The organism is Pontiella agarivorans (assembly GCF_034531395.1).
In the GTDB taxonomy this organism is placed as follows: Bacteria; Verrucomicrobiota; Kiritimatiellia; order Kiritimatiellales; family Pontiellaceae; genus Pontiella; species Pontiella agarivorans.
Genome location: NZ_JARVCO010000010.1, coordinates 558,942 through 572,802, shown reverse-complemented (window position 1 = coordinate 572,802; position 13,861 = coordinate 558,942). Strand labels below are relative to the sequence as shown.

Sequence of the window (13,861 nt, the reverse complement as noted above, 5' to 3'; positions counted from 1 at the left end):
AGCGTCTGGGACACCCCGATTCCGTGGCACACTCTGTGCATAATAAGCTAACCATCAACAACATGGACGACTAAGGCCATCCTGAATCAATAAAACTCCGAACCAAGGACATCAGAATGAAATTCAAAACCATACTCTTATTCAGCGCCCTGTGCGCCTGCCTGGCCTCCCGGACGGTTTCAGCCGAAACCCTGCGTGTGGGATACAACAACTGGGTGGGCTTCATCCCTTTCTTTGTGGCTTTGGAAAAAGGTGACTTTGAAAAGGCCGGCCTGACGGTTGAGGCGAAATCTTTCGATGCCCCGGGCGACGGACTGGTACCGCTGCTGGCGAATCGGCTGGATGTGCATTTTACAACGGCTGATGCCGTCGTGCTGCGGGCGGGAGCCGCTCCGGGCATGTTTAAAATAATCGGACTGGTCGACACCTCGGCCGGTGCTGATGCCATTGCTTCGGCAAAAGGCATTGCTTCCGTCGCAGACCTCAAAGGCAAAAAGATCGGCGTCACGCTGAATGAATGCGGGCACCTGCTTCTGGTAAAAGCATTGCAGAAAAACGGCCTGACCGAAAAGGATGTGGAGCTGATTAATATGACGCCGGATCTCGCGGGAACCGCACTGTCTGCCGGCAAGGTTGATGCCGCGGTGACCTGGGAACCCTGGATCAGCCAGATCATCGGCACGGGCGGAACAAAACTGTACAGCACGGCCGATGAACCGGGCCTCATTCTGGACTGCATCGCCGTCAGCAAAAAGTCCATGAAGAAAAAACAGGCGGAGATCCAGACCTTCATGGACATTATCTATAAACGTATGGATTTTGTCCTGAGCAACCCGAAGGAAGCCTCAGAAATCGCGGCCCCGATGATCGATATTCCTGCGGAGGAAATCGAAGCCATCCTCACCGAAATCGAGCTCTATTCCGCCGCCGCATCGGTAGAGAATATGCACGGAACGGCGCTGGAAGCCGCCAGCGAAGTTTCCAGCTTTCTGCTGAGCAAAGACATGATCCCGAAGTCCGTTGATGTTGCGGGCTTGATGGATACCTCCTTCCTCGCGAAATAAACAACCGCTTCACCGGAAAGCGTGCGGCCCGCCGTACGCTTTCTTATCCGCACGGCCGCAATGACTATGAACTCAGCAAACACCGCCCTTCTTTTAATCGATTTCCAGCGCGATTTCTGCGCGCCGGGAGGCTATGCCGATCAATGCGCAGGCATTGAATGGGTGCGCCCGATCATTCCGTATGCGCAGCGTGCCCTGGAGGCCGCCCGGCAGCATGGAATGCGGATCATTCACACCCGGGAAAACTATGCGCCGGATCTATCCGACTGCCCGGCCACGAAACTGCGCTGCTCCGAGCGGGCCGGCGCACGATATGGATCAGAAGGCCCGATGGGCCGCATCATGATCCGCGGCGAATACGGCAACGACATCATTGATGAACTGGCGCCGCAGCCCGGCGAAACCGTACTGGACAAATCAAGCTACGGCGCATTTTTAACCACCCCGCTCGATCAGATTCTGAAAGAAAACGGCATCACCCATCTGGCTCTTGCCGGTGTGACGGCCGACGTCTGTGTGCATACCACCCTGCGGGAAGCCGCCGACCGGGGGTATGTCTGTTACTATCTTAAAGACGCCATCTCCGCATTCGATCCGGCCGTCCGCACCGCCTGCGAAAATCTGGTGGTGCAGGAAGGTTCGGTCTGGGGCGTCCTGACCGAGGTGCAGGATTTTGTTTCAGCCTTAACCGAAAATCATATCGAAGGCACCCACCCATGAAGCTGGATCTGTTTGCCATCCGCAAAAGTATCCCGGCCGCCCACTATTATACCCTGGCCGTGCTTGGATTTCTTTTTTCCATTCTGCTCTACACCTGGATCAGCCACCAGTCCTGGTGCAACCCCCTGTTTGTTCCGAAGCCGGGCCAGATCTGGACGGCGTTTATCGGCCAGATGCAGTCGCCCGAACTCTGGATGGATATAAAGAGCAGTTTCTACCGGGTGACCGGCGGTTTTTTACTGGCGACGCTTTTTGCTCTCCCGCTGGGCATCTATATGGGCACCTTCCGCTCCGTGGAATCCTTCTTTCAGCCCCAGATGGAATTCCTGCGCTATGTCCCCGTTCCAGCGCTGGTGCCGCTGGTCATGATTTTCTGCGGCATCGGCGAGTGGGCCAAAATTATGCTCATCTTTCTCGGCACCTTCTTTCAGCTGGTGCTCATGATCGCCGACGAAGTCCGCCGTATTCCGATCGATCTCATCCAATGCAGCCAGACCCTCGGTGCCTCCCGCGGCGAGATCATCCGGTCCGTGCTCGCCCGTGCCGCCATGCCCGGTATTTTCGATGCGCTGCGCCTGTGCAACGGGTGGGCCTGGACCTACGTCATTGTGGCGGAACTGGTGGCCTCCACCGAGGGCATGGGTTTCCGGATCATGCGGTTTTACCGCTTCATTCAAACGCCCGAGATTTTCGTTTATCTGATCCTGCTCGGGGTCATCGGACTCCTGCTGGACTATTTTTTCAGAAAACTGAACGCCCGCCTTTTCCATTGGGCAGATACGAGCAAACGATGAGCTTTAAAATTGAAAATCTGACCAAAACCTATCAGTCCCGCCGGGGCGAAGTGCATGCCATCGGCCCGGTGGATTTTGAGGTCCAGAAGGGCGAATTCATCAGCATTGTCGGCCCCTCCGGCTGCGGCAAATCGACCTCCCTGTACATTATGGCCGGACTGGAGGGAGCCACGGACGGCACGATTCTGCTCGACGGAAACGAGGTCACCGAACCGGGCCGGGACCGGGGCATGGTGTTCCAGAACTACACCTTATATCCCTGGATGACCGTCCTGGAAAATGCGCAGTTCGGCACCACCCTGAAAAAAAATAAAAACTTTGAACTGCCGGGCCGGGCCAACATGTCACTGAAAGGCCGCGCCGAATATCTGCTCGATGCCGTCGGTATGGTTGATTTTTTCGATGCGTATCCGCGCGAACTTTCCGGCGGAATGAAACAACGCGTCGCCATCGCCCGCGCCCTCGTCACCCGCCCCGAGCTCCTGCTGATGGACGAACCGTTCGGCGCACTCGATGCGCAGACGCGCGAAGAGATGCAGGAGATGCTGCGCCTGCTCAGCCAGCACGATAAAACAACCACCATCTTTGTAACGCATGATGTGGAGGAGGCCATCTACCTTTCCGGCCGGATCCTGGTGTACTCCGCGCGGCCGGGCCGCATTATTGCCGACATCACCGTGCCCTACGGAGAGGACCGGCCCCTCGACATTAAGCATGAAAAAACCTTCCTGAACCTCAAAAAGGAAATCCATGAACTCCTCTGTCAGCAGGAGGGGGAAAAAGTGGATCGGACGAAACGCCTGCGGGAACTGCTGGCCCAAGGCTGCTGACGCGGCCCCGAAAAAAAGACTCTCGCGCGCATAACACACTCATGTTCCCCTCGAAAACATTACTGCACAACTAAGGAGCAATACTGTGAAGTTACTTCCAACACGTCAGTTTCCAACCGGCCGCTTATTCGTTACTTATAAAAATGCTCCTGCCGCCGGCCTTCGATGGCACACCTTCTGTAGCAGATTCTTCCCTGCTAAAATCCACTGATCAATCCGGAAAACCAAATAACAAAGAGAACACATACGATTATGAATATTGCTAATGACTGGTTTAAAACTAAAAAGCTCAGCGCGGATACAACGCTGATTTTCGAGCCGCATGCCCACGTCCTGGTCCGGGCAAACATGTTTCTGGTTGAAGGCTCCGAAAGAGACATGATCTTTGATACGGGTATGGGTGTGATCCCTTTGAAACCCTTTCTGGATACGTTGCGCCGCGATCCCTCCAAGGAAATCATCTGCGTGGCGTCACACACCCATATTGACCATATCGGTGCAGTGCACGAGTTTGACGCCCGACTGGTTCACCCCATCGAGGCTGAGGAGATGGCAAAGCCCACAGACCAACTCACTTTATTTCGGAACGAGATGCCCGACAATATTTTACAATTACTGCTGGATGCAGGCTACCCCCCGATTGGCGAAACCCTGCTCGAAGCCCCGCCCTATGCCGGCTACGATCCGGCAACCTATCGACTGCAGGGCGCAGCCCCAACAGGACTGTTGAACCCCGGGAATACCGTCGACCTGGGCAACCATCTCTACCGGGTGCTACATCTGCCGGGCCATTCGCCGGGCAGCATCGGCCTGTTTGAAACCAGTACGGGCGTACTCTTTGCGGGTGATGCGATCTATGACGGACCGCTTATTTTTGAAGGCCCGGGCACCAGTATCCCAGATTACCGGAAGATGTTTGAGCTCCTGAAATCGCTGCCGATCGTCACCATACACGGAGGGCACGATTCCAGTTTTGACCGGACACGCATGCTTGAAATCATCCGGCACTACGAGGCGATCTGGGACAGGGGTAACTAACCGGCAAACTTTCGCCAGTCGCCGAGTTCGGTGATATCTTTTCCAAGGCTTGAAACTTCCGGCTCGGCGATAAAGCCGCAGACCTCCGCTCCGCCCCGGAGTTTTATTTTGCCAATGCCCAGCGGAGCCGGAATGGCCGCGACAAATTTCCCGAAGTTCTGATAGGTCAGCCGGTAGATCTCCACATAGATCCGCCCGCCGTTTTCCGCATCACGGATCAGGCCGGGCTTGGCGATGCCGTCGGTTTCAAAAGCAAACATCCGATAGGCCTTCGCCGTTTCGGTTGACTCCACAAAAACCGCACCGAGATCTTCCAGCTGATGATGCAGCGGGTAGCCGTTCAAGTGTGCGCCGCAAACCGCCACATCAATCGTCCGTTTTTTATTCGGTGAAAGCTCCAGCGGCATCGGGCGCCGCTCTGTTTTTCCAACATTCAATCCGGAAACCTGATGCAGACGGTCCGCCAGCTGAAGCAGCTTCAGATCGTGCCCGGAAAATGAGACCAGCGTCACGCCGAACGGCACCGACGGGGTCAGTGCAGTCGGCACAGCGATCGCCGCATAGTCGAGCAGGTTCATATAGTTCGTGTAATAACCGAGATTCGTGTTCAGCTGAACCGGATCCGCATTCACTTCATCAATTTTATAGGGCGTCCCCGCCGTCGGCGTAACGATCAGATCGACCGATCCCATCACCTCATCGGCAACGCGTTTGAACTCCTGCAGCTTATAAAAACCCTTGAATACATCCGGCGCCGGAATCGCGAGGCCGGAGAGAATAATCGTCCGCGTGGTATCCAGCACGGCCTCGGGATTTGCTTCAATAAATTCACCCACCGCCGCATGGCGTTCATTCACCCAGGCGCCGGAATAGAGCAGGTTTGCCGCATCAAGGAACGGCTGAAAATCCACCTCAACCCGTGTGCCGCCCGCCTTCTCCAGCATATCCAGGCTTTCAGAAAATGCGGATTCATATTCGCGGCTTCCGAAAAACTTCAACTGCTCTCTTTTCGGCACCCCGAATTTCCAACCGCTGGAAATCACAGGCGCCTGCTCCAGCTCGCGGGCATAGCAGTCCGACGGATCAAAATGGTTCGCCACATCAAACACCGCCTGCGCATCGGCCGCATCGAGCGCAAAAATTGAAACGCAGTCAAGGCTCTTACACGCCGGTACCACACCCGAGCAGCTCAGCAAGCCTTTAGAGGGTTTCAGCCCGATCAGATTATTGAATGCCGCCGGAACGCGACCGGAGCCGGCCGTATCCGTTCCCAGCGAAAACGACGCACAGCCGTCCGCCACCGCCACCGCCGAACCGCTGCTCGATCCGCCGGAAACATAGTCCGGATCAAAGCTGTTCGGGCAGGCACCGTAGGGCGACCGCGTGCCGACCAGCCCCGTTGCAAACTGATCGAGGTTGGTTTTTCCCAGCGGAATGGCACCGGCCTGAATCAGCTGTTCAACCACATGCGCCGACTGCTCCGGTACAAATTTATAGTCCGGGCAGCCGGCCGTCGTCGGAATACCGCCCAGGTCGATATTGTCTTTAATCACAAACGGAATGCCGTAGAGCGGTTTCGTTTCCGGCGACTCGCCTTCCAATGCCTGGACATAAACCGCAACCTCTTCCGCCGTCAGCTTCCGGATCCACACCTCCGGCGCAAGTTCGTCCGCCCGCTGCAGACATTTTTCCATGACGGACTCCACCGTCTCTTCACCCTTTGCATACGCCTGATGCAGCGCACTGATCTGTAAACTTTTCATCCTGCAGGTCCTGGGTTTCATCATTTATTTAGATTTAATGGAACAGACGGCCTGTCCCTGTTTAACAGTATCGCCGGGTTTGCAGAAGAGCTGCACCACTTCGCCGGCCACGGGGGCAATCACCGGAATCTCCGTCTTCATACTTTCCAGAACGACCGCTTCATCCCCGGCTTCCACCGTATCACCGACCTCGACCTTGCACTGCCAGACGCTGCCGGCCACCGAGGCCGTCACCGCTTCGGCGCCGTCCATGATTTCCGTCTCTTCCGATGACACTTGCTGCACGGCTTCTTCAAACGTCAGCAGATCGTTATCCACCCAGTGCTGATACTCTTTTGCAAACGCCGCCTGCTGCGTGGTTTTAAACGCGTCGATGGCCTCTGCATTTTCCTCGAGGAAGGTGTTATAGGCATTAATGTTGAAGGTCGTCTTTTCAATCTTCAGTGAGAAGCGGCCCTTCAGGAAATCGCGGCGCATCTGCATCAGCTCATCGCCGCCGACGAGGTAAAATCGGATCTGATCGAACGGCTGCAGCAGCCACGGTTTGCCCGGCTCAAATTCTTTGGTCTGATGATAGCGGTTCCACATCTGAACGGTACGGCCGACAAACTGATAGCCGCCCGGCCCTTCCATGCCGTAGACGCACATATAGGCGCCGCCGATACCCACCGCATTTTCCGGCGTCCACGTCCGCGCCGGATTATATTTTGTGGTCACCAGCCGGTGCCGCGGATCCAGCGGCGTGGCGACCGGCGCGCCCAGATACACATCGCCCAGGCCCATCACCAGATAGCTCGCATCAAACAGAATATTCTGCACATCCTGAATCGAATCGAGCCCGTTGATGCGCCGGATAAATTCAATATTGCTCGGGCACCACGGCGCATCTTTGCGCACCGACGACATATATTTTTCAATCGCTACGCGCGTCTGCGGATCATCCCAGCTCAACGGCAGATGAACGATGCGCGACTCCACTTCCTCCGGCGGATTTTCGCCGAGCTCTTTGATCAGCGAATCGATCAGTTCGAGCAGTTGGGTGCGCGACAGGACCGCCGGATCAAAATGCAGCTGGAACGAGCGGATGCCCGGCGTCATATCAATAATGCCCGGCAGGTTCAGCTCTTCAAATTTCAGGTTCCAGGCGTGCACCTTGAACCGCAGCCGCAGGTCGAGCTGCAGCGGACCGAACTCCAGCAGCAGATATTGATCCCCCGCCTGGCGGCAGACCACCTTTTCAAATTCATCGTCTTCATTCCACGTGCCGATGATCGCCGGCGTATCCTCGATGGTCGCATAGTTCGGCACCGTCATCGGTTCGCCCGACTGAATAAGCGCGGCATTCTCTTTTTCAAGCCGCCCGGCCTCTTCCAGCGTCACCGGAATAAACTGTACCGTATCGCCCGGCTTCAGCTGCCCGATTTTCCAGAGCTCCGCACCCACCACCGTCACCGGGCAGACAAAGCCGCCGAGACTCGGGCCGTCGGGGCCTAGAATCACGGGCATATCACCGGTAAAGTCAATCGCGCCGACCGCATAGGCATTGTCATGAATATTCGAGGGGTGCAGTCCAGCCTCGCCGCCGTCCGTCCGCGCCCATTCCGGCTTCGGGCCGATCAGGCGCACGCCGGTGCGCGACGAGTTAAAGTGCACTTCCCATTCATGCTCCAGGAAGGTTTCAATATCCTGCTCCGTAAAGAAATCGGGCGCGCCGTGCGGGCCGTACATCACGCCGACTTTCCAATGGTTGGAAATTTCCGGCACCGCGGTTTCCGGCAGTTTTTTCATGGTCCAATCCTTGGAAACCGCATCGCCGATATGCAGCACATCGCCGGCCGTCAGCGCCCGTCCCGCATGGCCGCCGAAGCGCCCGAGAATAAAGGTCGATTTGCTGCCCATATAATCCGGCACATCCAGCCCGCCGCGCACCGCAAGATACGCGCGCTGCCCTTTGTAAAATGCACTCACACTGACCGTATCGCCGGCCTTCACTTCAAAGGCTTCATGCTGCGGAACGACGGCTTCATTCAGCATCACGGTCAAATCGCCGCCGGCCACCGCTACGGTCGCCGCGCAATTAAATTTATAGCTTCCGCCCGACATGGTCATTTCCAGCGCCGCGGCCTTTTCCTCATTACCGACCAGGCGGTTGGCGATGCGGAAACTGAGCATATCCATCGGCCCCGACGGCGGAACCCCGACGCCCCAGAAGCCGGTACGGCCCGGCACATCCTGCACCGTGGTCTGCGTTCCCGGCACAACCACCTCAATCGTGCTGACCGAATAGTCGAAGGTATTCAGCAGCCCGGTGAATACCTCGCCGCTCTGAAAAATTTTATTTTCCAGCACCTGCTTCATGAGAAAGATGTTGGTTTCAAATCCGCAGAGGCTGGTCGCCGTCAGTGCATCGATTGATCGGGCAATCGTTTCGTCGCGCGTTTCGCCGGTCACAATCACCTTGGCCAGCAGCGGATCATAGTAGGCCGAAACTTCGGTGCCCGTTTCCACCCATTTATCCACCCGAATGCCTTCCGGAAATTCGGCTTTGGTAATGATGCCGCTCGATGGCTGATAGTCCTTGCCGGGATCCTCGGCATAGACGCGGAACTCCATCGCACAGCCGGACGGTTTCAGCTCAAAGTTTCCAGGGGTTGGATCTTCGCCGGCGGCCAGCTCCACCATCCAGCGCACCAGGTCGACGCCGAACACCTCTTCGGTGATGCCGTGCTCCACCTGCAGGCGGGTGTTCACTTCCAGGAAGTAAAACTGCCCGGTCTCGGTGTCATAAATAAATTCAACGGTACCGGCGGAACGATAGGACACCTTTTCGGTCAGAGTTTTCGCGGCGGCATGCAGGGCCGTGCGGGTCTCCTCCGTAATATTCGGTGCCGGCGTCTCTTCAATCACCTTCTGGTTCCGGCGCTGCACGGAACAGTCGCGCTCGCCGAGCACCACCACATCGCCTTTGCCGTTACCGAACACCTGCACTTCGATGTGCCGCGACGTGCGGATATATTTTTCAAGAAAGACGCCTTCGTCTTTAAAGTAGTTTTTACCGAGGCGTTTGATCGTATCGTAATGCGCTTCGAGCTCGTCGGATTCGTTGCAGATGCGCATGCCGATGCCCCCGCCGCCGGCGGTACTTTTGAGCATGACCGGATAGCCGATATGCTCCGCCGCTTCGAGCGCCTCTTCCATACTGTTAAGCAGCGGCGTTCCCGGCACCAGCGGCACGCCGGCGGATTCCGCCAGATCGCGCGCCATGTGTTTGAGGCCGAACTCCAGAATGTGGCTTTCCTCGGGACCGATGAATTCAATCCCCTGTTCCAGACACATTTTCCGGAACTCGACATTTTCACTCAGGAAGCCGTAGCCCGGATGCACCGCCTCCACGTTGTTTTCCTTCATCACTGAAAGAATTTTATCCGTGTTGAGATAACTCTCTTTCGCCAGCGCCGGACCGATGTTGTACGCCTCGTCGGCCATCGCTACGTGCTCCGCATCGGCGTCGGCATCGGAATAAACCGCGACGGCGGCAATGCCCATTTCCTTCAGGGTGCGGATGATGCGACACGCAATTTCGCCGCGGTTGGCTACCAGTACTTTCTTAAACATAAAACATCCTCGGCTCTACTACTGTTTTGGCCACAAAAAACACAAAAAGGCACGAAAAGCTATTCCGGAGAGTCTTTGTGTATGTTGTGCCTTTTCGTGGCTAAATTTCCTTTAGTTTCCGTTGTCCCAGATGGTCATCTGCACCGGCGTCGGGTCATAGCCGTTGCAGGGATTGTTGAGCTGCGGGCAGTTGGAGACAAAGACGACAGTATCCATCATCGCTTCCATTTCCACATATTTCCCGGCGCCGGAAATGCCGTCGGAAAACTTGGACCCGCCTTCCGGATCGACCGGCACATTCATGAAAAAGTTGATATTGCAGACCTGATCGCGCTTATCCATGCCCTGCCCCCAGTCGAGAATACCCTGCAGAAAGGTATCGCGGCAGCTGTGCATGTAGCGTTTTTCATGCGCATAGCGCGAAGTGTTGCTTTCGCAGGAACAGGCACTACCCAGCGTATCGTGCCGCCCGCAGGTGTCGGCCACCACTTTCATCATCACGTTATTTTCATTCGAACGGATTTCGGTGCCCAGCTTGATATAGACGTTGTTCTGCATCCGCAGCGTATTGTTCGCATGGTAGCGCTCTTCGGTATTGTTCGCGTTGAAGAACAGCGTGTCGGCCGCCTGGTTGCCTTCGAGATCGGTGATGCGCAGGATCTCACCCTTCTTCACTTCTTTCATCCAGTATTCACCCGCCGGAACCGTTTCGCTCAGCCGCGCATTTTCTTCAACTAAAGTACTTTCTTTCAATTCGCTCATAACAAAGCTCCTGAACTTTCTTAACCACAAAGACGCGAAGAGCACCAAGGGACCACGAAGTGAATCTTCGTGTACTTAGAGCCTTTGTGGTTAGAATCTTTCATCTTAAAGGTAATAGGTTTCCGAGTTTTCAAATCCGCGCTGGTTTTCGGGGCAGAGCATGCGGCAGGGATCATCGGCCGCGGCGGGTTCGGATTCATACAGTGTGATGCCGACCGGCTTCGCCACATATTCGCTCGAGGGATTCAGCGGATGCATGCCGGCATCGAGAATCACCAGCGTATCCATTTCGGCGCGCAGGTCGACGTAGGAGCCGGCGGGCGAGGCATCGGCCACAAACGTCATGTTGCCGTCCGCATCGATGTCGGTTTTTGCAAAGAAGTTCACCACGTTGGTGAAGTCGCGTTTGGTCATGCCGTATTTAGCGAGTTCAACGGTGAGCGAATCAAAGCCGCTGCGGTAAAACCCGTTATGCGCGTCCTGATAGGTTTTGGTGCCGAAGCGCTGCAGCAAATCCTCGCGATAGGTCACGCCGCAGATGACATCGTGCCAGTCGGACGTTGAATCGGTGATGCTCATCAGCACGCGGCCCATGTCGGAATAGATACAGGCGTTTTTGAAAAGCGACGAGATGTGCTGGATTTTCATGGTGTCGCCCATGTTGTAGCGCTCGGCATAGTTATCCGCATTATAGAACAGCGCCGAGGCATTGCCCCCGCCTTCCAGATCGGTAATCCGCAGTGTGCGGCCGCGGCGCACGATTCGCGAAAAGTTCCAGCCTCCGGAAACCACGGTTTCATACAGTATTTTTTCTTCGGGTATAGGTTTCATCTTCTGCATCCTTTGTTTATCGATTGGTTCTGAGCGGCGGCAGGATGGCATCGGCAAACGTAATCTGCCCCATCATGCTTTTGCTGCATTTGAGCGCCTGGGAAAGCAGGGTGTGAAGCACTTCCACCTGGCCCTGCACCAGCCAGATTTCCAGATTCTTTCCATCCTCCAGCATCACCTGGAAGGTGGAGATCACTTCATCCAGATAGTTGCGGCGCAGCGCGATCAGCCTGTTGGCGCAGTCGTCAATCGCCGCGTCGTAGGTGATGGTCAGCGTTCCCGCCATCACGCGGGTGCGGTCCATCTGCCGGTGCTTGAGTACTTCGCGTTTCACCAGATCCGAGATCATCATGGAGCGGTTATCCATCCCCCGATCTTCCGCCATCTCTTCGAGCTCTTCATAGAGCTCGGCCGGCATGGTGACACTGAACCGTTTGTAATTCTGTTTTTCTTTCTTCATTCCCTTTCCTCTGATCATCCAGCTTCTTTGGCCACCATTTTAACCACCTCAAAATCATCCTGCGCCTCTTCCGGACTTGGATGAATCAGTTCTTCAAGATGGATTTTGGTGGTCAGAAATTCCGGCGATAAAAACTGGCTCGGCGAACGCGGGCGACTGACCGGCACCTCGACCATTTCCTGCACCCGGCCCGGGTTGGCCTCGAGCACGAGTACACGGTCGGACAGGTAGACGGCCTCATCCAGATCATGCGTAATAAAAATGATGGTGATGTCGATCTTCTTCCAGATCTGCAGGAGATAGGCCTGCATTTTGGCGCGCGTCTGCGCATCAAGCGCCCCGAACGGCTCGTCCATCAGCAACACCTTCGGCTTGTTCGCCAGCGCACGGGCAATGGCCACGCGCTGCTGCATCCCGCCGGAAAGCTGTGCCGGATAAAGATCGGCATAGGGTTCGAGCCCGACAATATCCAGCCACTGGAGGGCATCGCGCTCGGCATCAAATTTACTGGCGCCGCCGACCTCCAGGCCGAACATGACGTTCTTCTTTACGGTCAGCCAGGGAAAGAGCGTGTACTTCTGGAACACCATGCCGCGGTCGGCCCCCGGCTCGGTCACGGGATAACTGTCCACCAGAATCAGTCCATCGGTAATATCCTCCAGACAGGCCATCATGCGGATCACGGTCGACTTGCCGCAGCCCGACGGGCCGATGATCGAAAGGAACTCGCGCTTGTGCACTTTGAACGATACCTGATCGAGAATGCGGCGCATGCCCTCTTCCGTTGGAAAATCCTTCACCAGCTTATCGACTTCGATAACGACCGGCTGGCTTTTGATATGGTCCAGACGCTTTTTCACATCAGAAGACTGTTCTTTATACGATGGCAAATTCAGTGTACTGGGCAAATCGGTCATCTCAGGCCTCCACCGGTGCAGGTTTTATTTTTCGCAGCATTTTGCCGAATCCTGAACGCCGCCCGTCCTCCCAGGCAAACAGCTGTTTCCCGAGCGCACCGAGCAGCATGTCGGTGCCCAGGCCGATAAAACCGAGCACCAGGATCGCGGCATAGACATTGTCGAACATACGGTATTTGGCCTGCTGGTTGATGAACCAGCTGATGCCGGTGCTGGTGCCGACAACCTCCGCCACAATCAGATAGGTCCAGGCCCAGCCCAGCAGAATGCGCATATCCATATACAGCTTCGGAAGGACCGCCGGAATCACGACCTTGAAAAGCAGTCGTCCCGGTTTGGCTCCCAGCGTTTGCGCGGCTTCGACCAGACTGAAATCGACCGTACGCGTCGTGTTGGCAATCACCAGCACCTGCTGGAAAAACGTTCCGATAAAAATGATCGCTACCTTCGGCGCATCGTTGATGCCCAGAATCGCCACCGCCAGCGCACCGAAAACCGGGGCCGGGAAATAACGGAAAAATTCAACAAACGGTTCGATCAGTTTCGAAAAATAACTGAAGACGCCGCAAAGAATCCCGAGCGGAACCCCGAACAGCGAAGAGAGCAGAAAGCCCCAGAAGACCACCCGCACACTGTGGGCCACGCTTTCATGAAACCACGGTTCGCCATCGCGACGCGGCTCGGTGAAAAAGGCTGAATAGAGCGCCCGGGTCACTTCGTGCGGTGCCGGGAAATAAACCGGGTTCACGCGTTTTCCAACCATTGGAACGCCGTCGCTTTCCAGCAGATTGTTATTTTCCAGCGCAAACGTCTCTACGTCGACCCGGTCGCCCGCATCAAAATAGATCGTATCGCCGACCGATTGAATCTGCACTTCCGGATGCCACAGCGCGGGGACGTAACTGATCAGCGACCAGAGCACGAGCGGAAGAACAAACGACGCAACGGTCAGCCCCCTGACGCGCCTTGGCGAAAGGCTCTTTCCGAATCTGAACCATTTTTCCTGTTTTGACATAACACCCCTGTTCTTCGGCTTTCCCGAAGTTTGGTAACCGGCCGGCAAAATG

At 55.9% G+C, this 13,861-nt stretch carries 12 protein-coding genes; 5 read left to right on the top strand and 7 right to left on the bottom strand.

Going from position 1 to position 13,861, the window contains the following annotated elements; all coding sequences use genetic code 11:
* The first annotated feature begins 116 nt into the window (after nt 1-116).
* From P9H32_RS09980 to P9H32_RS09960, 5 genes are all read left to right on the top strand, one after another.
* Nucleotides 117-1,064, top strand: coding sequence for an aliphatic sulfonate ABC transporter substrate-binding protein (locus tag P9H32_RS09980; RefSeq protein ID WP_322608754.1), 948 nt, complete (start codon nt 117-119; stop codon nt 1,062-1,064).
* Nucleotides 1,065-1,130: 66 nt separating this feature from the next.
* The gene (locus P9H32_RS09975) at nt 1,131-1,784 is read left to right on the top strand and encodes a cysteine hydrolase family protein (protein ID WP_322608753.1); all 654 of its coding nucleotides are present in this window, start codon (nt 1,131-1,133) and stop codon (nt 1,782-1,784) included.
* On the top strand, nt 1,781-2,578 hold the full coding sequence (locus tag P9H32_RS09970) for an ABC transporter permease (protein WP_322608752.1): 798 nt from the start codon (nt 1,781-1,783) through the stop codon (nt 2,576-2,578). The genes P9H32_RS09975 and P9H32_RS09970 overlap by 4 nt, the downstream gene beginning before the upstream one ends.
* Nucleotides 2,575-3,408, top strand: a complete 834-nt coding sequence (locus P9H32_RS09965) for an ABC transporter ATP-binding protein (RefSeq protein ID WP_322608751.1) — start codon at nt 2,575-2,577, stop codon at nt 3,406-3,408. The genes P9H32_RS09970 and P9H32_RS09965 overlap by 4 nt, the downstream gene beginning before the upstream one ends.
* A gap of 252 nt (nt 3,409-3,660) precedes the next feature.
* Nucleotides 3,661-4,446 carry an MBL fold metallo-hydrolase gene (locus P9H32_RS09960; RefSeq protein WP_322608750.1) on the top strand — a complete coding sequence of 262 codons (786 nt, stop codon included), beginning with the start codon at nt 3,661-3,663 and terminating at the stop codon, nt 4,444-4,446.
* Here P9H32_RS09960 and atzF read toward each other — a convergent pair.
* The 7 genes from atzF to P9H32_RS09925 all read right to left on the bottom strand — a co-directional run bounded on the left by atzF (nt 4,443) and on the right by P9H32_RS09925 (nt 13,809).
* Entirely contained in the window at nt 4,443-6,209 is a 1,767-nt protein-coding gene (gene atzF, locus P9H32_RS09955) for an allophanate hydrolase (protein WP_322608749.1), read from the bottom strand. The genes P9H32_RS09960 and atzF overlap by 4 nt on opposite strands.
* A 24-nt stretch (nt 6,210-6,233) precedes the next feature.
* Nucleotides 6,234-9,824 carry an urea carboxylase gene (gene uca, locus P9H32_RS09950; protein ID WP_322608748.1) on the bottom strand — a complete coding sequence of 1,197 codons (3,591 nt, stop codon included), beginning with the start codon at nt 9,822-9,824 and terminating at the stop codon, nt 6,234-6,236.
* Nucleotides 9,825-9,935: 111 nt separating this feature from the next.
* Nucleotides 9,936-10,586, bottom strand: a complete 651-nt coding sequence (locus P9H32_RS09945; protein WP_322608747.1) for an urea amidolyase associated protein UAAP2 — start codon at nt 10,584-10,586, stop codon at nt 9,936-9,938.
* A gap of 105 nt (nt 10,587-10,691) precedes the next feature.
* On the bottom strand, nt 10,692-11,417 hold the full coding sequence (locus P9H32_RS09940) for an urea amidolyase associated protein UAAP1 (RefSeq protein WP_322608746.1): 726 nt from the start codon (nt 11,415-11,417) through the stop codon (nt 10,692-10,694).
* A gap of 16 nt (nt 11,418-11,433) precedes the next feature.
* Nucleotides 11,434-11,877: a CopG family ribbon-helix-helix protein gene (locus tag P9H32_RS09935; protein ID WP_322608745.1), complete on the bottom strand. Its 444-nt coding sequence runs from the start codon at nt 11,875-11,877 to the stop codon at nt 11,434-11,436.
* 14 nt (nt 11,878-11,891) lie between these two features.
* On the bottom strand, nt 11,892-12,794 hold the full coding sequence (locus P9H32_RS09930; RefSeq protein ID WP_322608744.1) for an ABC transporter ATP-binding protein: 903 nt from the start codon (nt 12,792-12,794) through the stop codon (nt 11,892-11,894).
* Between the two features lies 1 nt (nt 12,795).
* Complete coding sequence (locus P9H32_RS09925; RefSeq protein ID WP_322608743.1) at nt 12,796-13,809, bottom strand: ABC transporter permease; 1,014 nt, start codon at nt 13,807-13,809, stop codon at nt 12,796-12,798.
* Nucleotides 13,810-13,861: the final 52 nt, after the last annotated feature.

Excerpts from the sequence above, each read along its gene's own strand:
- P9H32_RS09980 (WP_322608754.1), top strand. The coding sequence starts at position 117 with ATGAAATTCAAAACCATACTCTTATTCAGCGCCCTGTGCGCCTGCCTG.
- P9H32_RS09975 (WP_322608753.1), top strand. The coding sequence starts at position 1,131 with ATGAACTCAGCAAACACCGCCCTTCTTTTAATCGATTTCCAGCGCGAT.
- P9H32_RS09970 (WP_322608752.1), top strand. The coding sequence starts at position 1,781 with ATGAAGCTGGATCTGTTTGCCATCCGCAAAAGTATCCCGGCCGCCCAC.
- P9H32_RS09965 (WP_322608751.1), top strand. The coding sequence starts at position 2,575 with ATGAGCTTTAAAATTGAAAATCTGACCAAAACCTATCAGTCCCGCCGG.
- P9H32_RS09960 (WP_322608750.1), top strand. The coding sequence starts at position 3,661 with ATGAATATTGCTAATGACTGGTTTAAAACTAAAAAGCTCAGCGCGGAT.
- atzF (WP_322608749.1), bottom strand. The coding sequence starts at position 6,209 with ATGAAAAGTTTACAGATCAGTGCGCTGCATCAGGCGTATGCAAAGGGT.
- uca (WP_322608748.1), bottom strand. The coding sequence starts at position 9,824 with ATGTTTAAGAAAGTACTGGTAGCCAACCGCGGCGAAATTGCGTGTCGC.
- P9H32_RS09945 (WP_322608747.1), bottom strand. The coding sequence starts at position 10,586 with ATGAGCGAATTGAAAGAAAGTACTTTAGTTGAAGAAAATGCGCGGCTG.
- P9H32_RS09940 (WP_322608746.1), bottom strand. The coding sequence starts at position 11,417 with ATGAAACCTATACCCGAAGAAAAAATACTGTATGAAACCGTGGTTTCC.
- P9H32_RS09935 (WP_322608745.1), bottom strand. The coding sequence starts at position 11,877 with ATGAAGAAAGAAAAACAGAATTACAAACGGTTCAGTGTCACCATGCCG.
- P9H32_RS09930 (WP_322608744.1), bottom strand. The coding sequence starts at position 12,794 with ATGACCGATTTGCCCAGTACACTGAATTTGCCATCGTATAAAGAACAG.
- P9H32_RS09925 (WP_322608743.1), bottom strand. The coding sequence starts at position 13,809 with ATGTCAAAACAGGAAAAATGGTTCAGATTCGGAAAGAGCCTTTCGCCA.